Consider the following 26,258-nt stretch of genomic DNA (forward strand, 5'->3'; position numbering starts at 1 on the left):
ACCAAATATAAGCGTAATGACGGTTAGCGCACTTGCATCCACGTCGCAACAGGCCATACTTACTGGTTTGGCCCAGGCGCCATTCGTCACACATTACGTTTTTTCCGTTACGGCATCGGATTCGCTTTGATGAAGTCGCGCACAACGTCGAAGCGCGGCTTGCGCGTCTGCCCGTCGTCGTGAATGACGCCGTAGTTTCCGTCGCCGCCGAAGCGCTGGTCGTCGTAAAGCTCGTAGAGCGTGACGTTCTGGATGTCGTAGGTCTTGGCCGCCTTCACGAAGCCCGCAAGTGCGTCCTTGCCGGTCAGGAAGCCGCCGGGGTCCGCATGATTCGGGCGCACGCCGAATTCCGTGATCCAGATGGGCTTGCCATAGCTATCGCGCAGACGTTCGAGCACATTGACCTTCTTCGGGCCGGCCGCCGTGATCGAACCCATGTTGGAATACCAGTGCCACGCGGTGATATCGCATTGAGGGATGGGATGCCCTTTGGTTCCGTCCGGCTGGGTGCCGGCGAAGAGCATGTCCGTGAAGCCGTAATGCAGCCATCCGAAGGACGTGAGCAGGATCTTCGCATCCGGATTCGCTTCGCGTATGCCTTTGATAAGGCCGAGAATCGAGCCGCGCGCCTTCATGAACCTCGCGTTGTCGTAGTCCGACGGATGCTCGCCACTGCGATCCGAGCCCAGGATGGTCCAGTTGTCGTACTCGTTGCCGACCTGATAGTAGGTCACGAGGCCCTTCAACACGCGCCCCGCCGTCTTGCCGAGCGCATAGCCGCGCTCGAAGGTCTCCTGCTCGTTCGCGCGCTTCTGCGGTTCGAACGGCGTCACGAGCGCGAGCACGCCGATGCAGGATTTCGCAGCCTGACGCGCGAAATCCGCGACGAGATGCGCGCTGTCTTCGCTCGACACGTCCTGCGCATACATCGTGACGCCAAGATCGCGCAACTGCGAAATTTGCGAGCTGAAGTCGGTGGTGCGATAAACGCCGCGATGTTCGAGATGACCGACGACGCCGTAGAACACGCCGTTCGTGCGATCACCGCAGTCCATCTTCGGAGCATCGGATGGTGCGGGCTGCACCGCGCCGGTTCGCGCCTGCACCACGGCAGCGCCGCACAGCAGCGAGCCGACCAACGAGATTGCAACCCACAGCCTTTGCTTCAACATGCATCCCTCATGAGAAAACCAGATCAGCCCGGAACATCGGAGTGCTGAGGCGATGCCGGATCGAATGCGCCGCGGCACGGCATGGCGGGCAGCATCACGTTTTGCGCTTGCGCATCGAACGCTTCGCGCGAGAAGCGGCGACGGAAGCTGTTGGCAAGCGCGGTTATCGGCACATCGCGCGCGGCGAAGATGCGCTCGACAAACGCCTCGTGATCGCCGGGACGGAAGAGCAGCGCATTCGGCAAGTACGAATCGAGTCCCGAGATACGCGACACGACGATGGGCCGCTCGGCCAGCACCGCCTCGATCATCACGAGCGGCACGCCTTCGAAGGCCGACGGCAGCACGAGCGTATCGCTTGCGACGATGTACGGCAGCACGTCATGCTTCGGCCCGACGATGCGCACGCACGCGGACAAGACCGGGCTTGCATCGACCATCTGCGCAAGCCGCGCGGCATCCGGTCCTTCGCCGACGATCAGCACGATCGCATGCCTGAACGCGTCCGCATGCCGCTCGATGGCTTCCATCAGGAAGTCCTGACGCTTCTGCTTGAAGTTGATGCGGCCGATATGCGCGATGATCGTCGTGCCATCGTCCGGCAAGCCCAACGCAGCGCGCGCGGCGGGCTTCGTCAGCATGGAACGGCTGAAGCGATCGTCGACGTAGTTTTCGAGGATCATCGTGCGCGCCTGAGGCGCGAGCGCGTGCAACTGGCCGCGCAGATGTTCGTTGAGCGTGACGAATTCGTCCGGCATGCGGTACAGCACGCGTTTGACGAGCCACTTGATCTTGTCGGTGACGCCGGCGTGTTCGGGCGCTCCATCGACGAGCGGTAGATAGCTCAGGGTCGGCACGCGCGCATAACGCGCGCCCAAGAGCCCGGCGAGGCCCGATGCGATCGTGCCCTGTGCAATCAGCAGCTTCGAGAGGTTCAGCGTGCGCAGCGTCGCTGCCGTGGAGCGAATCGCGCGCAAGAGCGCAAAGAGGTCGCCGCGTATGGACTCCGCCGTGTAAGCGAGCCCGACGGTGCGGACCTTCGGATGCTGGCGGCTCAGATCGCTGACATAACGATAAAGGGCTGCGTTCGTCCGCGGCACGAGAATGTGGAGCGTGTCGACATTCCCGCTCGAGATAAGCGCGAGCATGAAACGCTTGAGCATCTCCTCGTGCCCACCGTTGATGCCCGAATCGCAATAGATTCCAACGTTCACTGTGGTTCCCCTGTCGCACGCGTTGGCGTGCTTCATCGTCTATTTATAAACTGCAACAGCATTCGAGCACTCTCGGTCCAGCGATACCGCTCCGCATGCGCGAGCCCACGGCGTCGGAGCTCTTCGCTTAGTTGCGGCGAGTCCAGCAATTCACGCAGCTTCGCGGCTATGTCTTCCACCGAGAAGGGATCGCAGTAGACGGACGCATCGCCGCACGTTTCGGGCAGCGCGGCTGCGCGGCCGACGAGCGTGGGACATCCGTTACGCATTGCTTCCAGTGGCGGAATGCCGAAGCCTTCATATATCGAAGGGTAAAGAAAGCAGGCCGCATGCTGGTACAGCGCCTTGAGCTTTTCATCGCTCACGTAGCCCGCTTGCTTGATGTTCGGAGCGCTCGACAAATCCTGCGCCTTGCCGAAGATCGTCGCATTCTTCATGCCGACAATGACGAGATCGATGGAAGGATCGTTCAGGCGCATGAACGCTTCCACGAGACGCTTGAAGTTCTTCGTCGGATTCATGCTGCTCACGGCCAGAACGTAGCGGTTCGGCGTGAGTTTCAGGTCGCCGATAACCGACGTATCCGGCACGATGTGATCCAGATGGTCCGCGGCGAGCGGCACGACGCCGATCCGCTTCGGATCCACGCCGACATGATGCGCGAGACGGTCACGCGAGAACTCGGAGTTCGTCATCACGCAGCTCGAAGTACGCGCGAGAATCCAGAACATCACGCGGTACCACATGCGGAATTTCCACGAGAAATGCGCGGGCGTGTCGAATACCGCGGCATCGTGCATGTAGATGATCTGGTTTGGCCGGAAGATCGAGCCCGAGTTGCTGAGATTGACGATGCGCGAGCGCCCCGCGAACAGCGGCAGCACGATCTGCTCCCAGAACACGCCCTTGCCGAATCCGAGTTCGACGGTCGGCACGCCGTCCACCGGCACGAGGCCCGGCTGCGGCGGCACGGCCAGGGTCACATGCGAGCCCTCGGGCAGCTTCATCAGCGCGGCGACGAGTTCGCGCGCGACGCGCTGCACACCGGTAGTCTTCTGGCTCGTGAAGCGGCCGTTGTAGACGAGCTTGTTTGGGGCGAAGGAGGTATTCATGTCTTACGCGTCAGAACTGTGAATCGGAGCTCGTCTCATACGATGCCACTTCATTCGCGCCGAGCGGTTCGCGCGAATGACGGTCCGAGCCGAACTCATACATCGAGAGCCACTGGCGGAAGATCGCGTCCATCGAAAAGCGTTTGCAAGCCGACGCGCGCGCTTCAGCGCCCATGCGTGCGCGCAACGCCGAGTCGTCGCGCAGACGCGCTATATAGCCTTCCATTTCTTCCTCGCTCTTCGCGACGAAGCCCGTCACGCCGTGCTGAACCACGTCGCGGTTGCCCACCACATCGGTGACCACTGCCGGAATGCCCGCCACCTGCGCTTCGATCAGCGCGATAGGCATGCCTTCCCAGCGCGACGTCTGCACATAGATGTCGAGTTCCGCTGTGAGCTCGAGTGCGCGCTCGCGCGTCACCCAGCCGCTGCATTCGACCGCGCTCTTCGACTGGCCCGGCAGTTCTTCGACATTGCCGCCGATCCACAGAAACTTGACCGATGGCGCATGCAAGTCGGTCGCGAGCTTCACGAACGCCTCGTGATTCTTCTGGTACGAAGCGCGGCCACTCATGCCGATGACGAGCTCGCCGCTCGTCTTCTCGATGCGAGGCGGAATCTCGGCTACGTTCACGCCGTTCTCGATCATCCGCGCGTCAGGCGGCCTGACCTTCGTTTCGATCTCGCGCAGCTCGCTCGTCGAACACGCGACGATGGTGCCGCCCATGCGCGCCGCGATGCGCTCGAACGTGAGATACGCGAACTGCTTGGCAGGCGATACATCGCGGCGCAGGAACGAGAGTCCATGCGGCGAATAGAAGACGCGTGCTCGCGGCGCGGCGATTCGAGCAGCGATGCGGCCCAGCACGCCGGCCTTCGAGGAATGCAGATGCACGACCGACGGATCGCATTCGCGCAGCGCGCGCGACAGATCACGAACGCCGACCCAGTCGTTTTTCGGATGCACTTCGCGGCACATGTTGACGTGCTTGAGCCTGACCGCGGGGTGGAACAGCTTCTCGAAGTTCGCTGGGGTTTCCTGCCGGATGGAATGAAGGATCGTTACGCCGACTCCTGCGGCCGCTGCGCGGTTGGAAAGCTGGGTCAGCATCGAGAGAACCCCGCCTCCGAACGCTTCTGTTATATGGACGATCTCTTTCATGTTTGACTCTTCGAATAGCGTATTACCTGCGCCCCGCGGCAATCGCAATGGAGAAGAACAGCGGTCTTGTCGTTATCAATGGTCGGTAACCCACATATCGCCATGTGCAGCATGCTCTGAAGGCAAGGGCGCATCCACGTTCAAAGGAAAACACAAAAAACAGAACTAGGCGCGCAGCATCGCTTATCGAGTGTGGTTTCGACCACTCGGTCGGCTTGCGTCGCTGCGCACGCCGCCAGCCACTAGAACGTATCGTCTGTCTTCTGCTGTTCCTGCGACATTCGTGAGACGCGCCATCCCGTCAGCACTCGTCTGTTCGTCCGAGCAGGCGAGTCAGGTAATGCTCAATCGATCTTTCCGAACAGATAACGCAGGCCCGTTCGCGCGCGCGAATCGCCGCGCAAGCGAGGTTATCGAGTCTGCTTAAAAATCCGTACGGAAACGTAAAGTCCATTTGTCATGCAATCAGTCGAAACCAACCGGTTCGACGATAGCCTGTGCCGACACGCCGGGCATGTTACGCATTGCCGTGCCGGCCGACCTACGCGGACTCTACTGATGATGGTGAAGTCAGTTGACTTCAGGTTCTGTTTTGATGTCGGACATGGTCCGTTGTGCAAAGGCTACTTCGCATACGTCCAGCAGGATACGAAGATCCTTCACCGGAACCGCAGCGGATTGCATACGCAAGTTTTCAGCGCGCTCGACCAGCCTTTGCACGCGTTCGAACGATAGGTCGTCTGGTTTCATGCCACCGCTCACAATAAGGATTGATACCTAGTACCTTAAGCCCCGAATCATTATCCGTCCGTGCGCTCGCCCACATACACCGGTGCAACTTTAGGAGTAGCAGGCAAGCAAGATGCAAATGTTTCACCGAGCGACGTGCAGCTTTGGCATGTCGCCTGTGAAAGTTCTATAGCAGGACAGTGCAGGCAGAGTCGGGGTGCGAAGGAAAACCGGGGCTGTCAGGCAAGACAGCCCACGTGAAGACGCAGGAAACGGGCCAGGTCTCAACCCGCTCCACCAGGCGTCATGGGACGCTTCAGCAAGGGCACGCCTTCGAGATGCAGCGTGAAGGCCATGGCTGCGGCAATGGCGGTCTCCACGATGAGGACGGTTGCCGCCGCGCCCTGTTCGCCGAAGAGCACGGCCAGCACGGCGAGCAAGCTGAAGTTCAGGATCGCGGAGCCGATCAGCACGCGGCTGAAGTGCGACTTCATGCCGAGCGGAAGCATGGTCTGAACGCCGAAGAGATCGGTCAGGCCGGACATCAGCGGCACGAAGGCCATCCAGCGCAGCACATCGACGGTCGGTGCGAACTGCGGACCGTACAGCAGCTTCACGGCAAGCGGCGCGCCGAAGAAAATGCCCACGGAGATGAGTGAAACGATCGTGCCTTGCACGACGAACATCTTGCGCAGGAACGCGAAGGCGTCTTCGCGTGCGTGATGCATGAGGAAGCTCACGCGCGGATAAGCCGCCGTCTTGAGCGGTCTCAGCATGTTCAGCGCCGCGCGAATCAGCTTGTCCGCCGCAGCGAAGTAACCGCCCGCGACGTTGCCCGAGATGAACGTCAGCAGCACGATGTTGCTCGACGCATAGATGTCCACGAGCGATGTCGCCATGAAGACGCTCCATCCGTCTTTCAGGCGATCGATGACGGTTCTGAGCGAGACGTGAACGAAGTCGATATCGCGCCGGAAGTACAAGTAGATGCAGATCGCGATGCCCGAGCCGAGCGGCACGAGCGTGTTGACGAGCATGGCGTTGTTCACGTCGTCATGGTGACGCACGAAGAGATACATCGCGGGAATACTGAGCGCGCGGCCCACGAACACGAGCGCGCTGATCACGCCGAGATCTTCGACGCCCTGAAAGTACCAGGTGGGAATCAGCATCGAGCCGATGGCCATGCCGAAGCCCACGAGCAGCAACTGGCGATTTTCCGCGAGCGTCGGCACGACGAACGTCAGTACGAGCAGCACGAGAAAGCCGGCTACCGAAAGCGCCACCTGCGCATACATGGTTTCCCAGAAGATCTGGGAACGCACCGCGCGGTTCTCGCGATTGATGGATATCTTGGGTGTCGCGGTCAGCGAAAAACTGAAATTCGTGAGGGTGATGAAATAGGCCGTGAAGGCCATTGCAAACGAAAGCCGGCCATACTCGCTCGGGCCCAGGACGCGTGCAAGCCACGGCAGCGTCAGGAGCGGTGCGAGGTACGTCGATACCTGCAACGTCATCAGAATCGTGAAGTTCTTTCGAAAAGATGCCATTGAGCGATTTTTCCCGGCTTGAGTGCTGCGCTTGATTTCGATGACGCAAAAAATGCTGACTCATACGTGACCCATGCATGTTCGCCCTTTCGGCGAGCCATTGCCAGACAACGCATCGGACGAATAGTTTCGTCGGACGCGCGCGTTGCAGCGGCAGGACGTAGGCCGTAGACGGTGAAGCACCCGCGTCGTGGCCAGACGGCGAGTGAGCGAAGGAACATGCGAGGTAACGATGCAACGACATGACCGAGTCGCGTCAGTATCGCACCACGGGGCACGAGTATGACGCGGACACAAGTAACGCGTATTTAACAGGAAAAAAAAGAATTGTTCAGTGGGTTGCCACACGCACGAACCGGCGCGCGTGTGCATGCGCGCCGCAAAAGAGCGAAGCGCCGGAGATGGGAGGGTCGGCGAGCGTGCCGACCAGGCAGCTTCCCGTGCGCCAATACATGGATTCGCGCTCGCGCCGGGTGTATTAGCGCGTGTGCCGACGAGCGAGTACGCGTCGCGGACATGAAGTCATTGCGCTATCGAGAACCGCAGCATAGACCTTCCTCTACAGCGGCGACGTTCGACGACGCACGCTCGCCGCACGGGCGTGCATGACGCACAAGGCGTAAGCCGTGTCACGCACGCCGCTTGCTCACCCGGCAGGGGATTGCCGCGAGTCGGGATGTACGCAAGTGGCGCGCTTTCGCCCCGCCTGCGCGTTCGGCGCTCACATATAATGGGCTGACGATAGGGATAGGGCTACAAAGATTGGCCGCACGGCTTGCATCGCTCAGGGCGCTCATCGGCGACCGGAACGCATCGGCTCCAGCGTCATCAACTGCAACATCGATACATGCAAGGACTAACAACCGTGACCACGTCTTTCTCAAGTACGGTCGAACGCACAGGCGCGCAGTCCGGCGATCCGGTCGTCGCAGGTAACGACGGCGTGCTGGTGCTGGACGCGGCCTTGCGCTGCGTCTCGGCCGACGCCACCTTCGCCCATCTCTTCGAACTGGACGCCTCGGGTCTCGCCAACCGCGCGCTCGCCGACACGCCGCTGCCCAAGCCGCTCGCGGCCGCGCTCGGCGAAGCCGCGGACGCCGCGCTCGCCGGCAACGGCATCAGCCGCGCGCGGGTGACGTTCGAAGACGATGCCGCCTCGCGCGGCTTCACCATTCTCGCGTTGCCATCGGCAGGAGCGGTGACGGTCGTGGTCTCGCCGTCGGCCGATGCGTCGCAGGAAGTGGCGCCGGGCCGCATCGCGCATCTTCGGGCGGAGGCTGCGCTCTTCATGCGCGATCACGTGCTGTCCATCGTCTCGCATGACCTGCGCGGGCCGCTCAATGCCATTCACAGCTGGGGCTACGTCCTCGAACGCAAAGTCGACGCCAAGGATCCCGCCGCGCAACGCGCGCTGACGGGCATCCGCTCGGGCGTCGAACAGCAGGTCAAGCTGATCGAGCAATCCGTCGATACCACGCGCGCCGAAACGCGTGCCGTTGCGCTGTCGCTTGCGCCGGTCGCCGTGCGTCCGCTGCTCGACAAGAGCGTGGCGCTCGCGCGTGGGAGCATTGCGCACTCGCGTGGCATCGCGTTCGCGGTGGAATCGTCGTTGGCCGAAGAGCAGGTCGAAGGCGATGCCGAGCGTCTCACCCAAATGCTCTGGCTCATGCTGACGTTCGCCGCGGAAGCGAGCGCGCGCGACGCGAGCGTGCAGGTGTCGAGCGTCATGGAAGGCGGCATGTGGCGTACGGACGTGCGCTTCACGACATCGGCGCAGGCGCTGACCGATGCGTCATCGCCGCACGCGCTCGAAGCGTTCGCGCGCAGGCAGTCGCTCGAGCCGCGCGAGGCCGGTCGCATCGCGTGGGGGCTCGCGCTCTGCAAGCGCGTTGCCGAGGCGCACGGCGGCGGCTTCGAGCACGCGAACATCGTCGACGGGCAGGAGGCCGTGCTGTCGGTGCGTATCGCGGTCGCAGGCATGTAAGTTGACTTTCGATTACCTGTCGCCCATATACTGACGCTTTCCATTCTCGAAGAGAGTTGCTTTGGCTCAGGTTGTCGCGCTGATCGGCGCATTGTTGTTGGTCGCCCTCAACGGCTTTTTCGTTGCGGCTGAATTCGGCCTCGTCAAACTGAGGGCGACGCGCGTCAAGGCCATCGCGCGGACCAACGGCTTGCCCGGCCGCTTGCTCGCCAAAGTGCACGGGCAGCTCGACGCCTATCTGTCCGCATGCCAGCTCGGCATCACGCTGGCATCGCTCGGGCTCGGCTGGATCGGCGAACCGGCATTCGCCACGCTGCTGCATCCGCTCTTCGCGCTCGTCGGCGTGCACTCGGAGCAGGTGATCGAGTCCGTCTCGCTGTTCTTCGCGTTCTCCGTCATTTCGTTCCTGCATATCGTCGTCGGCGAACTCGCGCCCAAGTCGTGGGCCATTCGCCGCGCCGAACAGGTGGGCTTATGGCTCGCCACGCCGCTCTACGGTTTCTATTGGCTCATGTACCCGTTCATCTGGGTGCTGAACACGAGCGCGAATCTCGTGCTGCGGCTTTTCGGCATGTCCGGCGAGCACGGGCACGACGCCCACTATTCGACCGACGAACTCAAGCTGATCCTGCGCGGCCGGCGTCATGGCGGCGCGTCGTCGTATAACACGGACGAGTGGAACACCATCGCGCATTCGCTCGACTTCAGCCGCATGACGGTCTCCGATCTGATGCGGCCGGCGCACGAACTCGTCGGCCTGCGCAACGACTTGCCCGCCCGCGACAATCTCGCGATCATTTCGCGGCATCGCTTCAGCCGCTATCCGCTGTATGCGGATGCTTCCGGCGAGCGCGTGATCGGCATGGTCCATCTGAAGGACTTGCTGCTGGATCGCGGGCTAGCGAGCCGCACGTTCAGCTTCAGCATCACGAAGGACGCGAGCAAGCTGGAGAAGCTCTCGCGCTATGCGCGGCCGGTACAGTACGTCGCGCCGAATCTGTCCGCGCTCGAACTCTTCCGGCGCTTTCGCAAGGGCGCGCCGCATCTCGCCATCGTCGGCAGGAAGGGCGCGAAGCCGATCGGCTTCATCACGCTCGATAACCTGCTCGGCGCGCTCGTCGGGCAGATTCACGATGAATTCCGTCAGGGCGACGCGGACTGGTCGCGCATGGACGACGGCACGCTGATGGGCAAAGGCTCGTTGCCCGTGGTGTCGCTGGAGCGTGCGCTCGGTATCGATATCGACGAAGGCCGCGCAGAGTCGGTCGGCGGGCTCGTCATCAACGCGCTGGGCGATCTGCCATCGGAAGGGCAGCGCGTGGGCTTCGACCACTTCGATATCGTCGTCAAGAAGATGAACGGGCCGAGAATCGTGCTCGTTCGCGTGTATCCCCGCGAAGAGGCGCTCGAAGGGGCGGAATAACGCGTGGCCGCGCGCGTGCGCTCGCGGCCAACGCAGCCATCGCAATATCAAACTATCAACCGCCCGGAACGCCTTCCTCCACGAGCAACGCCACCGGCATCACGCCGAGCACGTCGCGCACGAACAAGCGCTCGCCGTCGGCCTTCGGCGCGTTGGGACTGAGCCAGTCGAAGAGCGCGCGCGAATGCAGCGCTTCCGGCAGCACGATCGACGTATCGCCCCAGACCGAAGGCTCGACCAACGGCACATCGCGCTTATCGCCGAGCAACCGCGCCGCATGCCGCGTCGCGACGACGATCGCATACGCGCTGCCCGCATGCCGCGCATAGGCGATCACATGTTTCGCGTGTTCGCCCTGCACGGTGAGCGGCACGTAATCGCCCTGCGCGAACAACGACTCGCAGTGCTTGCGCAGCGCCAGCGCGCGCCGCACCAGCCCGAGCTTCACGCGGCCGTCGCGCCAGTTTTCCATCTGTTCGGACGGCGGGCCTTTCTCGTCGATCTCTTCGAGCCACTTGCGGCGCAGCGCGTAATCCACCGGACGCCGATTGTCCGGATCGACGAGACTGAAATCCCACAGCTCGGTGCCTTGATACAGGTCCGGCACGCCCGGCGATGTGAGCCGCAAGAGCGTCTGCTGGAAGCTGTCGATGGCGCCGAGCGGCCCAAGACGCTCGACGAACTTCGATAGCTCCTGAAGAAAGCCGCTGCGGCGCTGCGGCGCGACGATATCGAACAGGAAGTCGCGGCACGCCTGCTCGTAAGCCTCGTCGGGCGCGAACCAGCTCGTGCGCAGCTTGCCTTCGCGCAATGCCTTCAGTTGCCATTGCGCGACGCGTTCGGCGAGTTCCTGCACGCCCGCTTCGTCGTCCGGCGAGAGCGTGAGCGGCCAGCAGCCGACGAGCGTCTGATACAGCATCGATTCGGCGGCGGGACCGGGCGCCCAGTCGTGGCTGTCGCTCGTCTCGTTGTGGCCGCCGTTCGGGCCGCGCCGCAACGGTGCGTTCAGCGTGGACCACGCCTTCTGCGTCGCGGCCCATTCGTCGGGAATCTCGCTCAATGCGGCGATGCGCGCGCGCACGTCCTCGCCGCGTTTGTGGTCGTGCGTCGCGGTGCAGAGCATCGCGTGCGGGAAGGTTGCGAGGCGCTCGCGATTGGCCTTGTGGAACTCTTCGAGCGACAGCGAAAACTCGCCTGGATCGGCGCCCACTTCGTTGCGCGAGATGAGGCGCCCATAGCGATAGCACGCGGTATCCTCGACCGCCTTCGCCGCGACAGGCGAGGTGAGTTGCGAGAACAACGTCTGCGCCGCCCGCCGCTGCGATCCCGCGGATGCCTGCGGATTCTGATTCGGGTTCTGGCCTTGACCCGCGTGAACCTGCGCGTGATTGCGGTCGCGATTGCGTTCGGCTGCGCGATCTCGCTGACGGTCGTTCTTGTCGCCGCGCTCGTGCTGCGCGCCGTCGTCGGGCAGTTTGCCGCCGAGCCATTGCGCGACCTGATCGAGTATCTGGTGGTCCGCATGCGCGAGCGACGCGCGCGCGGCCTCCAGCGCCTTCGAGAAGTACCGGTCGTCCTCGGCACTGCGCACGCCGCCGACCGGATAAATGCGATACACCGGAAAATGCACGACGAGTTCCGCCACCACGCGGCGAATCGACGTGAACGTGTAATCGCGCGTGGTCTGCGCGTCGCGTGCAATGCGATGCAGCGCCCGCGTCACGCGATCCAGTTCCGCCGACAGATTCTCCGCGAGAATCTTGCGGCGCGCGATCAGCGCTTCGTCCGAGAATTCGCTGCTCTTGCCAGTAAGTTCGGCCCACAGCTTGGCAAGCGGCTCCGCGCCCGCCGGATCATGCAGCAGCGCGCCGACGTCGTTCATGAAGTCGTAGCCGGTCGTGCCGTCCACCTGCCAGTCGCGGCGCAGAGGCTCGCCGCGCGCCAGAATCTTCTCGACGACGAAATACGTGTGGCCATTGCCGTCGCGCAACGCTTCGGGCCGCTCCGCCGACAATTCTTCGAGCCGCGCGCGCAGGCGCTGGCAATACTCGCGCGGTTCCGCGAGACCATCGACGTGATCGATCCGAACGCCGTCGATCAGCCCTTCGGTGAAGAGCCGGAAAATCAGAGCATGCGATGCCTCGAACACTTCTGGCCGCTCGACGCGCACGCCGCCCAATGTGCTCACGTCGAAGAAGCGCCGCCAGTTCACTTCGTCCGCCGCCGTGCGCCACCATGCGAGCCGGTAGTGCTGGCGCTCCAGCAGCCGGTGCAGACGCTCGCGGCCCGCCGGCGTTTGCGGCGAATGCGCGGCGAGCACCGCTTCGATCGCGGCCCGGCCGCCATCCGTATTCGCGATGGTCGCGAGCGCCGTGCGCGCGTCGGCGGCGCGCGGCTGATCGACGGGCTGCGTCGTCAGGCCGGCGAAGCGTTGCGCAAGCTCGGGCGCTTCCTGAAGCACGGCGGGGTAATCCACCGGACATACCGGGAACACATGCGAGTAATACTCGATGACGAAGCGCCCTTCCTCCTGACGATACGCGAGCTTGATCTTGCCGCCTTGCAGCTCTTCGCCGTAAGCCGCGCCGAGAAAAGGCGCGAGCACCTTGCCGCGCAGCGCGGGATCAGGCGAGTGCCAGTCGACATCGAAGAAGCGCGCATGCGCCGCGTGGCGTCCCCATTCGAGGATGTCCTGCCACCAGGCGTTCTCCGATCCGCCGACGCCCATGTGGTTCGGCACGACGTCGACGATCAGTCCCATGTCATGCGCGCGCAGCTTCTCGACGAAGCGGCGCAAGCCTTCTTCGCCGCCGAGCTCGGGGTTGACCTTCGTGTAGTCGACGGTGTCGTAGCCGTGCGTGGAACCGGAGGTCGCGGTCGTGATCGGCGACGCATACGCGTGGCTCACCCCGAGCGACGCGAAGTAGTCCACTTGCGCGGCGGCGTCGTCGAAGGTGAAGTCCTTGTGAAGCTGAAGCCTTAGCGTGGAGCGCGGTACGGTCATGGTGTTTCGGATTTGGGTGTGTCTGAGTTGTCAGGGCGCACGGCGCGCTTGCGGGCTGAATCGACGGCGAGCAGACGGTCGCGGAACGCATCGTCGTTCATCATCTCGTCCACCGGCAGCGCGAGACGACGCCTCCAGTTCGGATGCTCGTCGATGGAACCGGGCAGATTCGGCTGCTCCACGAGTCCGAGCAGGTCTTCGAGCGGATACGTGACGAGCGGCGCGGGCGTCATGCCGACGAAGGCCAACGCCTCGTCCACCGGCGCGTTGTCGACGGAAGGCGGCGGGACATCCTTCGGCGCAATGCCGGCTTCCTGAAACGCCTGCCACAGATGCCCGCGATCCACGCCGCGCTCTTCCATCGCCGCCTCGACCGGATCGCGGCCATCGGCGCGCGCCATCGTCTGGCCGATCTTCGAGCGCCATTCGATGTCTTCGCCGCGCCACCATCCGTTGACGGTCGGCAGGTCGTGCGTCGTCGTCGTTGCGGTCACGCCATCGCTCCATTCGCCCGGCGGCTTGAATCCTTCGCCATCCTGAGCACGTTCGAACCAGAGTACCCGTATGCCTAGCAAACCCTGCTCCTGCAAGCGCTCGCTGAAACCCGGCGGCACGGTGCCGAGGTCTTCGCCGACCACGATCGCGCGATGCCGCCACGATTCCAGCGCGATCAGCCGCAACAGGTCTTCGAACGGATAGCGCAGATACGCGCCGTCTTTTGCGCTTTCGCCTTCGGGCACGAGCCACAGCCGGCGCAGCCCGAGAATATGGTCGATGCGGATGCCGCCCGCGTGCGCGAACGCGGCGCGCAGCATGTCGATGAACGCGGCGAAGCCCTGCATGCGCATGGCGCGCGGCGAGAACGTCGTGAGTCCCCACGATTGCCCGGCCTGATTGAAAAGGTCGGGCGGCGCGCCGACGGAAACGCCCGTCAGCATGTCATCGCGATACGACCATGCGTGACTGCCCGCGCTATCGCAGCCGACGGCGAGATCCGCCACGAGTCCGACCGCCATGCCCGCATCGCGCGCGGCGTGCTGGGCGTGCGCGAGTCCCTTGGCCGCGAGCCATTGCGTGAAGAGATAGAAGTCCACTTCGCGCCGATGCGCTTCAGCGAACGCGGCCACCGCTTCGCTGCGCGGGTCGCGCAGTTCATCGGGCCAGTCGCGCCAGTGGCCTCCGCCGTTCTGCGCGATCTGTTCCGCTTGCAGCGCCTCGAAGCGCGCGTGGTCTAAGAGCGCGCGGCCGCCTTTCTCGACGAACGTTGCAAAGTCCTTCGCGAACGGCGAATCGTCGTCTTGCGAGAAGCCGTCGAAGAGGGCGCGCAGCACGGCCACGCGCGCCTTCATCGCACGCGGCCAGTCGATCAGCGGTAGTCCTTCGAGCGCGGCGAGTTCATCGGCGACGCCGGCTTTCTCGATCGCGGCGCGCGCAGCCGGCGCGCCCAGCACGGCGGCCGGATCGATATGCGCGATGTTGACGAAGAGCCGCGACGACGGCGAGTACGGGCTGCACTTGTTCGGCTCGGCGGTGAACATGGCGTGCATCGGGCTGATGGCGAGCGCATGACTGCCTTGCTTCGCCGCCTGCGTCGCGAGCGATGCCAGCGCGGTGAAGTCGCCCACGCCGCCGTCGCCGTTGCGGCGCAAGCCATACACTTGCGCGGCGATGCCCCAGAGCGGCGGCGCGACTTCAGCGTCGTCGGCGTCGTCATGCAACGCGCGCCATGCGTCATCGACCGTATAGCAGCGCGTCGGCGCGACGGCGAGCGTCGTGCGGTGGTCGTTGATGACGAGCGTGTGATAGCCCGGCTCGGCAATCGGCGCGAGCAGCGCGGTCTCGCCTTTGGGCGACGTGAAGCGCCCGTCGATGATCTCGCCGTTCTCCAGCTCGACGCGATAACGCGCGCCTGACTTCGCCGCCGCCGCCGGCAGCGCGATGCCGCGGTCCACTTCCGCCGTGATGAGCGGCGGCAGCTTGCGGCCGCTCATTTCGGCATCGACGGCGGCCATGCTTTGCTTGATCTGCGTGGCGTTGCCACACGGCAGGCCGAGCTTTTCGAGCAGGATGCGCAGCGTGTTTTCCGGCACGCGCTGCGTCTTCTTGTGCGCGTCCTGCCACTCGACTTCGAAGCCCGCGCGCTCGGCGAGGGTTTCGATCGACGAGCGCGGGCGCTCACTTTGGCCTTGATTCGCGGCGGTCACGAGCGTTGTCCTTCAGTCGGTTCGAAGCGGCGCGCGTCGTGCGCGGTCGCGTATTCGTTCACTTCGCCGGTCAGCCACGCGACGAACGTGCGGCTGCCCAGTTCGCCTTCTGCCGTGCGATCCTGCGCGCGCGGCGGCGTCTCGAAGATCACCTTGCCCTGTGGCGCATCGGAAAGCGCGACCGGCGCATCGGCCAGATTCAGCGCGATGGTGAGCGTCTCGCCGTCGCCGAGCTTCCAGCGCGCGACGAGCGCCTTCTCGCCGAGCACGTTCGCGCCGAGCGCCTTCGCGCCTTTCAGACGCGGCGTGATGAGCTTCGCGCGCACCGTCAGCCCCGAGCGATAGAAATGCAGCCATTCGAGGCGATCGAGTTCGTCTTCCTTGTTCGCGATGTTCGGCGAGGACATCTCGAAGGTGCGCTTTTCGTTCGGATCGGGAATCTGCGCGCGGCGCTTTTCATCCGTGAAAGCGGAAAACTTTGCGAACTCCTTGCGGCGTCCTTCGCGCACGGCGTCGGCCAGTTCATCGTGATAGTCGGTGAAGAACAGGAACGGCTGCTTCGAGCCGTATTGCTCTTCCATGAAAAGCATCGGGATTTGCGGCGACAGCAGCAGAAGGCCGGTGGCCGCGTAGAGCGATTCGTCGTCGGTCAGCGCGCGCAGGCGGTCGCCCATCGCGCGGTTGCCGACCTGATCGTGATTCTGCAGAAACATGACGAAGGCCGTGGGCGGCAAGTGACCGCTGGGTTCGCCGCGCGGCGCGCCGTCGTGAATCGGCGACGGATCGCCCTGATACACGAAGCCTTCGGACAGTACGCGCGCGAGCTTTTGAATGGGCTCTTCCGCATACGCGCCGTAGTAGCTTTCGTTTTCGCCCGTGAGCAGCACGTGCAGCGTGTTATGCGCGTCGTCGCTCCACTGCGCGTTGAAGTGGTTCTCCAGCAGGCTCGCCGTGTTGTGCTCGTTCTCGAGCACGAGATGCACGTGACGTCCCGCTTCCACGGAACTGCGCACGCGGTCCGCGAGTTCGCGCAGCCATTCGTCGTCGTTGATCGCGTGCACCGCGTCGAGGCGCAGTCCGTCGAAACGGTACTCGTTGAGCCAGTACAGTGCGTTGTCGAAGAAGAAGTCGCGTACTTGCGGACGCTCGAAGTCGATTGCCGGGCCCCACGGCGTGTTCACGCCTTCGCGGAAGAAGGTCTTCGCGTAGGCATGCAGATAGTTGCCGTCCGGGCCGAAGTGGTTGTAGACCACATCGAGAAAGACCATGAGACCTAAGCCATGCGCGGTGTCGATCAACTGCTTGAGTTCTTCCGGACGGCCATATGCCGAATCGGGCGCATACGGCAGCACGCCGTCATAGCCCCAGTTGCGCGTGCCGGAGAAGTCGTTGAGCGGCATCAGTTCGATGGCCGTGACGCCGAGTTGCGCGAGTTCCGGCAGACGCGCGGTAACGCCCGCGTAGCCGCCCATCGCGCCGACGTGCAGCTCGTAGAGCACGGTCTCTTCCCACGGCCGGCCGTGCCAGTTGGTATTCGTCCAGCGATAGGCGCGCGGATCGACCACTTCGCTCGGACCGTGCACGTCCTGCGGCTGAAAGCGCGAGGCCGGATCGGGCACGGCGAGGTCCGCATCCAGACGATAGCGATACAGCGTGCCCGCGCCGCCATCGGCTTCGGCTTCGAACCATCCGTCGCCGGCCGGCTGCATATCGACGAGGTCGGGCGTCGTGTTGCCGGGGCGCTGAATCTCCACTTGAACGTGGTCGCGGGATGGCGCCCAGAAGCGAAAGCGCGTGCGCGGATTGTCGCCCGCCGCGCCGGTGAGATGCGCGCCGAAAGGAAGGCAATGCGCGTGTTGATGCTGATGAGGATCGATCGGACGTTCGGACATGATTGAGTGCCAGGTTTGCTTGTCGCATTGCCTACGGTGGAGCGTGCCGCGCGAGCCTCGACGTCGTGCGTCCGACGTGGCGCTACTGCGTCGAATCGGTCTCGTGTGGCCGGTTCGACGGCAACGTGCCGGGGTCCGGCGGCAGCGCGGTCAGAAGTCGCGGGCCCTGATGCGCGCCCGCCATCCAGACAGCCTGCCAGTCCGCTTGGCCCGACGGCTGCGCCAGCAGCACGACGATGCTATGCGCTTCCAGCTGCAGTTCGCTGCCCACGAGCGGCCGTTCGACGGCGTCAGGTTCCGCGCTGTCTAGCAGCACGTTCCATTCCAAGTGCGGCGCGGGCGGCGCGAACGCGAGCGGGCTCGCGGAGCCGTTGATCATGATGAGGATGACGTCGATTTCGCTGTGGACGCCGGGTCCCGCGCGACGCAAAGTCAACGCGCGGCCTTCGGGGTCCTGCCATGCTTCGATGGCGAGCGCGTTGCCGCGTTCGTCGAACCAGCTGACGTCGTACAGGCCGGGCAGCACTTCGCGGTCGCCGTACAGAAAGCGCGTTTCACGCAGCACCGGGTATTTTTTGCGCAGCGCGATCACGCGCGCGACGAACTCTGTCATCTCGACGCCGCGCGGGCTTTGCGCCGCTTCCCAGTCCATCCACGACAACTCGTTGTCCTGACAGTACGCGTTGTTGTTGCCGCGCTGGGTGCGAAGAAATTCGTCGCCGCCCAGGATCATCGGCGTGCCGAGCGAGAGCAGCGTCGTGGCGATCATCGAACGCGCGAGACGCGCGCGGATGTCGAGGATCTTCGGGTCCTCGGTCGGGCCTTCCACGCCCCAGTTCGCGCTGCAATTTTCGTTGTGGCCGTCGTTGTTGCCTTCCTGATTCGCTTCGTTGTGCTTGTGCGTATAGGCGGTCACGTCGGCGAGCGGGAAGCCGTCGTGCGACGCGACGAAGTTGACCGACGCCCACGGCTTGCGAAAGCGCCGGTTGAAGAGTTCCGCCGAGCCCGTGAGACGCGCGGCGAGATCGGGCCGCATGCCGGCGTCGCCGCGCCAGAAGCGCCGCACGCCGTCGCGGAACTTGTCGTTCCATTCCGCGAAGCCCGGGGGATGATTGCCGACCTGATAGCCGTCGGGCCCGATATCCCACGGCTCGGAAATGAGCTTGCGCGTGGAGAGAATCGGATCTTGCCGAATGGCGTCGAAAAAGCCGGAGCCCGGATCGAAGCCGTGGCCTTCGCGCCCGAGCGTGACGCCGAGATCGAAACGAAAACCGTCGATGTTGAACGCGGTGCACCAGTAGCGCAGCGAATCCATCACCATTTGCAGCACCCGCGGATGCGAGAGATTCACGGTGTTGCCGCAGCCGGTCTCGTTGATGTAATGCCGTTCGTCGCCGGGAATTAGACGATAGTAGCTGGCGTTGTCGAGCCCGCGCCACGACAGCGTCGGCCCGAGTTCGCTGCCTTCGCACGTGTGGTTGTAGACGACATCGAGTATTACTTCGATGCCTGCCGCATGCAGTTGCCGCACGGCGATGCGCATTTCGTTGAGCCGATGCGTGGACAGATACGTGGGCTCGGGCGCGAAGAACGCGGCGGTGTTATAGCCCCAGTAATTGCGAAGGCCGCGCTCGATGAGGAAGCGGTCGTTCAGAAACGCGTGCACCGGCAGGAACTCGACGGCCGTGATACCGAGCTTCTGCAAGTGCTCGATGAACCACGGCGAGGAGAGCGCCGCGAACGTGCCGCGTTCGTGCTGACGGATATCGCCGCGCAGCATGGATGCGCCGCGCACGTGCGTTTCGTAGATGATGGTTTCGCCCCAGGGCGTATCGGGGCGCACGTCGCGGGACCAGTCGAAGGCGTCGTCGGTGACGATGCACTTGGGCATGGCGGGCGCGGAATCGCGGCGGTCCATCGACATGTCGAGCCGGTTCGAATGCACGCGATAACCGAAGAGCGCATCGGACCATCGCCACGGGCCGACGAGCTTCTTCGCGTACGGGTCGAGCAGCAGCTTGTGCGGATTGAAGCGATGCCCGTGCTGCGGCTGATACGGCCCGTGCGCGCGAAAGCCGTACACGGTGCCGGGATGCGCGCCTGGCAGATAGCCGTGCCAGATTTCGTCGGTGCATTCGGGCAGGTCGAAGCGCATCAACTCCTTGCGGCCGGTGCTGTCGAAGAGACACACCTCGATGCGGTGCGCGTTCGACGAGAACACGGCGAAGTTGACGCCCAAACCGTCCCAGTTGGCTCCGAGCGGGTACGGAGCGCCCGGGAGCAACTTTTCGGGGAGTGCGTTTGGCATGATTGGTTTTTTTGAGCTTCGCTCAGGGGTGCATGGGTTTTTGCGGGTTGCCCGGTTATTTCTTTGTCGGGGAACGTGTTCTCGTGTCGGTCTGTTAGCTGCGCCAATCTTCGGGGCTGGTCGGCTTCTTTCTTCGTGGAACTTGTTCTCGTGTCGGTCTATTTGCGTTGCCCCTCCCCGGGGCGGGGGTCACTTTCTTTGCTGCTGCAAAGAAAGTAACCAAAGAAAGCAGCTTTTCTTGGCCCGCAGCAACACGAGCGTGGTCACTTCGCAGCAAGGCATTGGCACTCAGTTTGAATCAACCCTGAATCACCCTCCACGCCCGCTGAACACCACGTCCTCCGAGCCCCTTGGCTCGTCAAAACCTTCGGGAACATCGCTCATGTTGTTCCTCTCATGTTGCCCAGGCCAAACCGTCGAGCACGCGGCGTGGGTTCCGCGCGACAGACGCTGCACGCGTTGAACCTGGACAAGCACGCGACGCCGTTCGACACCGGCACTCCCTTTCATGCAAGCGACACGCACAAACACGCGTCGGTGTTAACGAGCCAAGGGGCTCGGATGACGTGGCGGGCAGCGGGCGCGGAAGGTGATTCAAGGCTGTATCCAACTGAGTGCCACAGTCTCTCTGCGCAGTGACCACCTTCTCAGTGCTGCGGGCCCAAGAAAAAGCTGCTTTCTTTGGTTACTTTCTTTGCAGCAGCAAAGAAAGTGACCCCCGCCCCGGGGAGGGGCAACGCTAATAGACCGACGCGAAACCAAGTTCCCCGAAAGAGCGCCGCTGGCAAAAGCAAAAAATTCAATCAGCCCGAAGCACGATAGCCGCCAAAGGAGGCAAAGTCAGTGCAGCAGACTGCTGCTTCCCATGACTGGCAAGGTCATCAGCATGAATAACGCCTCCATTCCCCATATTGGACCCGCCATAAATGGCGGCATCTGAATTGAGGATCTCACTCCAGCGCCCGCCACGCGGCAACCCCACGCGATAACCCTGCCGGGGCACCGGCGTCATATTGCATATGACCACGAGTTCGCGCCCCTCGGCATCCGTCCGCCGAAACGCGAACACGCTATTGCCATTGTCATCGCCGACAATCCACTCGAAGCCGCGCGGATCGCTATCGAGCTTGTGCAGCGCAGGCTCATGAGCATAGAGCCTGTTCAGATCGCGCACGAGCTTCTGAAGCCCGCCGTGCATCGCGTCATCGAGCAGATGCCAATGCGGCGACTGATCGTGATTGAACTCCGCGACCTGACCGAACTCGCCGCCCATGAAGAGCAGCTTCTTGCCCGGATGCGTCCACATAAAGCTCAAATACGCCCGCAGATTCGCGAATTTCTGCCAGCGGTCGCCCGGCATCTTGCCGATGAGCGATCCCTTGCCATGCACCACTTCATCGTGCGAAAGCGGCAGCACGAATCGCTCGGAATACGCGTACACCATGCCGAACGTGAACAGGTGATGGTGGTATTGCCGATACACCGGGTTTTCCTGCATGTAGTGCAGCGTGTCGTGCATCCAGCCCATGTTCCATTTGAAGTCGAAACCGAGTCCGCCGCTATCCACGCTTGCCGTCACGCCCGGCCACGCCGTCGATTCTTCCGCAATCGTGATCGCGCCCGGTATATGCCGCACTTCCTGATTCAGCCGCTTGAGAAACGCAATCGATTCCAGATTCTCGCGGCCGCCATAGATATTCGGCACCCACTCGCCCGCCTTGCGCGAATAGTCGCGATACAGCATCGACGCCACCGCATCCACACGCAGGCCATCCACGTGATAACGCTTCAGCCACGCGAGCCCCGATGCGATCAGGAACGCGCTCACCTCGTTGCGGCCGAGGTTGTAGATCATCGTGTTCCAGTCCTGGTGATACCCCTCGCGCGGATCGGCATGTTCGTAGAGCGGCGTGCCGTCGAACTGGATGAGACCATGCGCATCGTTCGGAAAGTGCGCCGGCACCCAGTCGATAATCACGCCGAGCCCCGCCTCATGCGCGCGATTCACGAACTCCGCGAACTGCTCCGGCGTGCCGAAGCGCGCGGACGGCGCGAACTGGCCGAGCGGCTGATAGCCCCACGACCCGCCGAACGGATGCTCCGCGACCGGCATGAACTCGATATGCGTGAAGCCCATGCCCTTCGCGTACGGAATGAGGCGCTCGGCGAGCTCGTGCCAGTTCATGCCGCGATTGCCTTCCTCCGGCACGCGCAGCCACGACTCGGCATGCGCTTCGTAAATGGCGATCGGCGCTTGCGGCGTCTGCTTGCCGGCGCGCGAGTCCATCCATTCGGTGTCGGTCCATGCGTAATGGTCGATGGCATCCGCATCCGCCACCACCGATGCCGTCGAAGGCGGCTTCTCGCTTTGCATCGCGCACGGATCGGCCTTCAGCGGCAACGTGTTGCCTTCGCGCGCGACGATCTCGTACTTGTAACGCGTGCCCGCGCCGATGCCCGGAATGAAGAGTTCCCAAACGCCCGCGTTATGACGCAGACGCATGGGATGACGGCGTCCGTCCCATGTGTTGAAGTCGCCGACCACCGAGACGCGCCGCGCATTCGGCGCCCATACCGCGAAGCGCACGCCCGCCACGCCGCCATGCGTGATCGGCCGCGAGCCGAGACATTCGAGCACCGCGTACGGATCGGCCTGCGAGAGGCGGTGCAGCCATTCGTCGGAGAGCACGGGGCCGAAGGAATATGTATCGTGCGTTTCCTGCGGCGTGCCGTGCCAGTCGATCAGAAGCCGGTAAGCCGTGGGCCTCTCGACGAATCCCGCGAAAAGACCCGCATCGTGAATGCGCGTGAGCGTCCCGAGCGGCTCGCCGCTGCCCGCATCCAGGACGCTCACGCCGGCCGCGTTCGGCAGAAACACGCGCACGACATGGCCGTGCTCGGTCTGATGCAGGCCGAGCATCGAGAACGGATCGGGATGCCGCGCCTCGACGAGCGCATCGATGTCGAGCGGATTCAGGCCGTGTGCCGGATTCCTCGTATCCGCTCCCGGATCGCTACGGTTATTCATGGTGAGTTCCATCCGGATTGTCCTTGTTTGCTTCGAACACGGGGCGCGTGCCGGGCGCGGGCGGCTCACCCGTGTCGCCGAGCAGGCGGCTCGCGAGCGACGCGAGGCCCCGCAGCGGAAGACCGATCCACGTCGGCCGGTTCGCCGCTTCGTAGCGGATTTCGTAAGCGGCTTTCTCGATCAGGAAGAGATCGAGCAGCGCAGACAACACGCTCTCGCCCGCAATCGGTTCGGGCGACGACGCAATCGCCTCGCGGTATTGCCGCATGAAGCTCTCTTCCGCGACGGCGCGCATGCGTTCGAACAGCGCGCGCTTGCGGTCGGCCGTTTGCGCGGGCGCGGCTTCGGTGGTCGGCTGTGCGGCGGCGCTTGCATACGACAGCGAACGCAAGAGACCGGCCACGTCGCGCAGCGGGCTCGTCTTCTTGCGACGCTCTTCGAGCGTGCGCGCGGGCTCGCCTTCGAAGTCGATCAGATACGCGTCGCCCTGCGCCATCAACACCTGACCGAGGTGGAAGTCGCCGTGGATGCGGATGCACAGCGCATCGGCGTCGGACATCACGAGCTGCTTCACCGCTTCGGTGAGCTTCTCGCGGCGGTCCAGCAGGCTTTGCGCGAGGAAGCGGTCGTGCTCGTTGAAGCCGCTGATTTTCTGCGCGAGGATATCGAGCGCGCTCGTCAGCAGTTGCAGCGTGCCGTCGATCCAGCCTTGCACGTCTTCGGCCGTCGCGCGGCGCGGCGAGAACGCTTCGTCGTCGGTCGGCGTGGCGAGCGCGACGTGCAGTTCACCCAGCCGCTTGCCGATGATGCCGATGATGTTGCCGTAGCCTTCGAAGCCGTTCAATTGGGCGCTGTGATCCGGCTTGCTATCTTCGGTATCGACCGTGACGGCAAGCTCATCCACCACGCGGCGCAGATAGTCGAGCGCGTAGTTCCACGCATCGCCCTGATTGTCGACAAAGCCTTGCAGAATCACGAGCGTATGCGGCACGCCTTGCGGATCGACGCGCACGACTTCGCCATACAGCGGGCCGGTGTTCGCATAGCCGAGCTTCGTCAGATAGCGGCTCATTTCCGCTTCGGGATGAATGCCGCCGACCACGCGCCGCACGAGCTTCAGCACGATCTTGTCGCCGATCACGAGCGAGCTGTTGCTCTGTTCCGCCGCGAGCCAGCGAATCTCGGGCGGCGACGCGGGATTCATGTCGAGCGTGCCCAAGCGTTCGGTCGGCACGAAGCGGATCTCGCTCTTCTGCACGGTCGGCACCACGGCGCGCTGCGCGAGCTTCTGCAAGATGCCGTAGGTGAATTGCGGCACCGCGAAGGCATCCGTGATGTGCCCGATCGTGCGGCCGCGCCGCACCCGCGCAAGCGCAAGCTGCATGTAGAGCGGCGACGTGGTTTCCGTGCCCCACGCGATGGAAAGCGGCAGCACGTAGCGTTCGGTGTGATCGCCGACGTCCGCTTCGATTTCGGTGAACGCGAAGCCTGCGCCTTCTATCGTTGTGAGCGCGGCGAGGCGCACCGCATGCAGCTTCTGATCCTTCGATGCAAACCAGCGGCGCTTGCTGAGATAGCTCGGCAGCACTTCCGATTCGAGCAGACGCACGTTCTCGGGCGTCGGTCCCGTTTGCCCTGCGCGAATCACCATGGTGACGAACTCCGGTAACTGCTCCGACGGTGCCTGCGACCATGCAGGACGCATGTTGCCGGGGCAAAGCTGGAACCACAAGAAGCCGTAAGGCGGGAAGGTCAGCAGATAAGTGAGTTGACCGATGGCGGGGAAGGGCTGGTCCGCCGTCATTTCGAGCGGCACGGAGCCCGCGAATTCCGACAGATCCAGCTCCACCGCTTGCGGCGCGCGCGATAGATTCGCGACGCAGAGAATAGGCGGCTCGCCCTTCAGTTCACGCAGATACGCGAGGATCTTGCGGTTGCTCGGCTTCAGGAAGCGAATGGTGCCGCGTCCGAACGCATGCTTTGAGCGGCGCACCGCGAGCATCTTGCGCGTCCAGTTCAAAAGCGAGTGCGGGTCGCGGCTTTGCGCTTCGACGTTGATCGCGTCGTAGCCGTAGAGCGAGCCCATGACGGGCGGCAGCACGAGTTGTTCGGGATCGGCGCGCGAAAAGCCGCCGTTGCGATCGGACGACCATTGCATCGGCGTGCGCACGCCGTCGCGGTCGCCGAGGTGAATGTTGTCGCCCATGCCGAGCTCGTCGCCGTAGTAGATGACGGGCGTGCCCGGCATCGAAAAGAGCAGCGAATTGATGAGCTCGATGCGGCGGCGGTCGCGTTCCATCAGCGGCGCGAGACGCCGGCGGATGCCCAGGTTCAGGCGCGCGCGACGGTCGCTCGCGTACGTATTCCACAAGTAATCGCGCTCGGAGTCCGTGACCATTTCGAGCGTGAGTTCGTCGTGATTGCGCAGGAAGATCGCCCACTGGTTCGTTTCGGCGAGGTCCGGCGTCTGCCGCATGATGTCGGTGATCGGAAAGCGGTCTTCGCTCGCAATCGACATGTAAATGCGCGGCATCAGCGGGAAGTGGAACGCCATGTGGCATTCGTCTTCGTCGCCGAAGTACTCCTTCACGTCTTCCGGCCACTGGTTCGCTTCGGCGAGCAGCATGCGGTTCGGATACTCGGCGTCGATGGTCGCGCGAATCTGCTTCAGGATGGCGTGCGTCTCGGGCAGATTCTCGTTGTTGGTGCCTTCGCGTTCGACCAGATACGGCACCGCATCCAGCCGCAGACCGTCGATGCCCATGTCGAGCCAGAAGCGCATGATTTGCAGCACTTCCTTCATCACGGCCGGATTGTCGAAGTTCAGGTCCGGCTGGTGCGAATAGAAGCGGTGCCAGTAGTACTGACCCGCGACGGGATCATGCGTCCAGTTCGAAGGCTCGGTGTCGATGAAGATGATGCGCGTCTCTTCGTACTTCTTGTCGGTATCGGACCACACGTAGAAGTTGCGGTGATTCGATCCCGGCTTCGCGCGGCGCGCGCGCTGAAACCACGGATGCTGGTCCGACGTGTGATTGATGACCAGTTCCGTGATGACGCGAATGCCGCGCGCGTGCGCTTCCTGAATGAAGCGTTTGACATCGGCGATAGTGCCGTAGTCCGGATGCACGTTGCGATAGTCGGCGATGTCGTACCCATCGTCACGGCGCGGCGAGGGATAGAACGGCAGCAGCCAGATGGCGTCGACGCCCAGTTCCGCGATGTAATCCAGCTTCGCGAGCAAGCCCGGGAAGTCGCCGATGCCGTCGTTGTTCGCATCGAAGAACGACTTGATGTGCACCTGATAGATGATCGCGTCCTTGTACCACAGCGGATCGTCGCTGAGAGTCGACGACTTCTTGCTGCGCTTCACCCTTGTATCCACGGTTTGCTCCAGTGCTCTTGTAGGCGAATCTCTGCCCTGTTATCGGTTCGCTGTCGGCGCTGCCGTTCGCTGCGCGTTCGTATCGCCTCGC

General features: G+C 63.4%; 14 protein-coding genes. 2 read left to right on the forward strand and 12 right to left on the reverse strand.

Annotated features, from left to right (window positions below):
* Positions 1-107: 107 nt before the first annotated feature.
* The 6 genes from NCR37_RS13790 to NCR37_RS13815 all read right to left on the reverse strand — a co-directional run bounded on the left by NCR37_RS13790 (position 108) and on the right by NCR37_RS13815 (position 6,939).
* Positions 108-1,172 carry a glycosyl hydrolase gene (locus tag NCR37_RS13790; RefSeq protein ID WP_250473455.1) on the reverse strand — a complete coding sequence of 355 codons (1,065 nt, stop codon included), beginning with the start codon at positions 1,170-1,172 and terminating at the stop codon, positions 108-110.
* A gap of 23 nt (positions 1,173-1,195) precedes the next feature.
* Positions 1,196-2,386: a glycosyltransferase gene (locus tag NCR37_RS13795; protein ID WP_250473456.1), complete on the reverse strand. Its 1,191-nt coding sequence runs from the start codon at positions 2,384-2,386 to the stop codon at positions 1,196-1,198.
* Between the two features lie 32 nt (positions 2,387-2,418).
* A complete protein-coding gene (locus tag NCR37_RS13800; RefSeq protein ID WP_250473457.1) occupies positions 2,419-3,498 on the reverse strand; it encodes a glycosyltransferase family 4 protein in 1,080 nt (359 codons plus the stop codon).
* A 10-nt stretch (positions 3,499-3,508) separates the two neighbouring features.
* Positions 3,509-4,660 (reverse strand): glycosyltransferase, encoded by a 1,152-nt coding sequence (locus NCR37_RS13805; protein WP_250473458.1) that lies wholly within the window; start codon positions 4,658-4,660, stop codon positions 3,509-3,511.
* A gap of 570 nt (positions 4,661-5,230) precedes the next feature.
* Positions 5,231-5,410 carry a hypothetical protein gene (locus NCR37_RS13810; protein WP_250473459.1) on the reverse strand — a complete coding sequence of 60 codons (180 nt, stop codon included), beginning with the start codon at positions 5,408-5,410 and terminating at the stop codon, positions 5,231-5,233.
* Between the two features lie 263 nt (positions 5,411-5,673).
* Complete coding sequence (locus NCR37_RS13815) at positions 5,674-6,939, reverse strand: flippase (protein WP_250473460.1); 1,266 nt, start codon at positions 6,937-6,939, stop codon at positions 5,674-5,676.
* Positions 6,940-7,804: 865 nt separating this feature from the next.
* On the opposite strand from NCR37_RS13815, the gene NCR37_RS13820 reads away from it, so the two are divergent.
* Both NCR37_RS13820 and NCR37_RS13825 read left to right on the forward strand, forming a co-directional pair.
* The gene (locus NCR37_RS13820; protein ID WP_250473461.1) at positions 7,805-8,923 is read left to right on the forward strand and encodes a sensor histidine kinase; all 1,119 of its coding nucleotides are present in this window, start codon (positions 7,805-7,807) and stop codon (positions 8,921-8,923) included.
* Between the two features lie 61 nt (positions 8,924-8,984).
* Positions 8,985-10,346: a hemolysin family protein gene (locus NCR37_RS13825; protein WP_250473462.1), complete on the forward strand. Its 1,362-nt coding sequence runs from the start codon at positions 8,985-8,987 to the stop codon at positions 10,344-10,346.
* A gap of 55 nt (positions 10,347-10,401) precedes the next feature.
* On the opposite strand, the gene treY is transcribed toward NCR37_RS13825, so the two are convergent.
* The 6 genes from treY to treS all read right to left on the reverse strand — a co-directional run bounded on the left by treY (position 10,402) and on the right by treS (position 26,155).
* Positions 10,402-13,350 carry a malto-oligosyltrehalose synthase gene (treY, locus tag NCR37_RS13830; protein ID WP_250473463.1) on the reverse strand — a complete coding sequence of 983 codons (2,949 nt, stop codon included), beginning with the start codon at positions 13,348-13,350 and terminating at the stop codon, positions 10,402-10,404.
* Positions 13,347-15,554, reverse strand: coding sequence for a 4-alpha-glucanotransferase (malQ, locus tag NCR37_RS13835; RefSeq protein ID WP_250473464.1), 2,208 nt, complete (start codon positions 15,552-15,554; stop codon positions 13,347-13,349). The genes treY and malQ overlap by 4 nt, the downstream gene beginning before the upstream one ends.
* Entirely contained in the window at positions 15,551-17,446 is a 1,896-nt protein-coding gene (gene treZ, locus NCR37_RS13840) for a malto-oligosyltrehalose trehalohydrolase (protein WP_250473465.1), read from the reverse strand. The genes malQ and treZ overlap by 4 nt, the downstream gene beginning before the upstream one ends.
* A gap of 82 nt (positions 17,447-17,528) precedes the next feature.
* Positions 17,529-19,754: a glycogen debranching protein GlgX gene (gene glgX, locus NCR37_RS13845; RefSeq protein WP_250473466.1), complete on the reverse strand. Its 2,226-nt coding sequence runs from the start codon at positions 19,752-19,754 to the stop codon at positions 17,529-17,531.
* A 799-nt stretch (positions 19,755-20,553) separates the two neighbouring features.
* Positions 20,554-22,782 carry a 1,4-alpha-glucan branching protein GlgB gene (gene glgB / locus NCR37_RS13850; RefSeq protein ID WP_250473467.1) on the reverse strand — a complete coding sequence of 743 codons (2,229 nt, stop codon included), beginning with the start codon at positions 22,780-22,782 and terminating at the stop codon, positions 20,554-20,556.
* Positions 22,775-26,155: a maltose alpha-D-glucosyltransferase gene (gene treS / locus NCR37_RS13855; protein ID WP_502800532.1), complete on the reverse strand. Its 3,381-nt coding sequence runs from the start codon at positions 26,153-26,155 to the stop codon at positions 22,775-22,777. Before treS ends, glgB begins: the two co-directional genes overlap by 8 nt.
* Between the last annotated feature and the right edge of the window lie 103 nt (positions 26,156-26,258).

Source organism: Caballeronia sp. GAFFF1, from assembly GCF_023630705.1.
Taxonomy (GTDB): domain Bacteria; phylum Pseudomonadota; class Gammaproteobacteria; order Burkholderiales; family Burkholderiaceae; genus Caballeronia.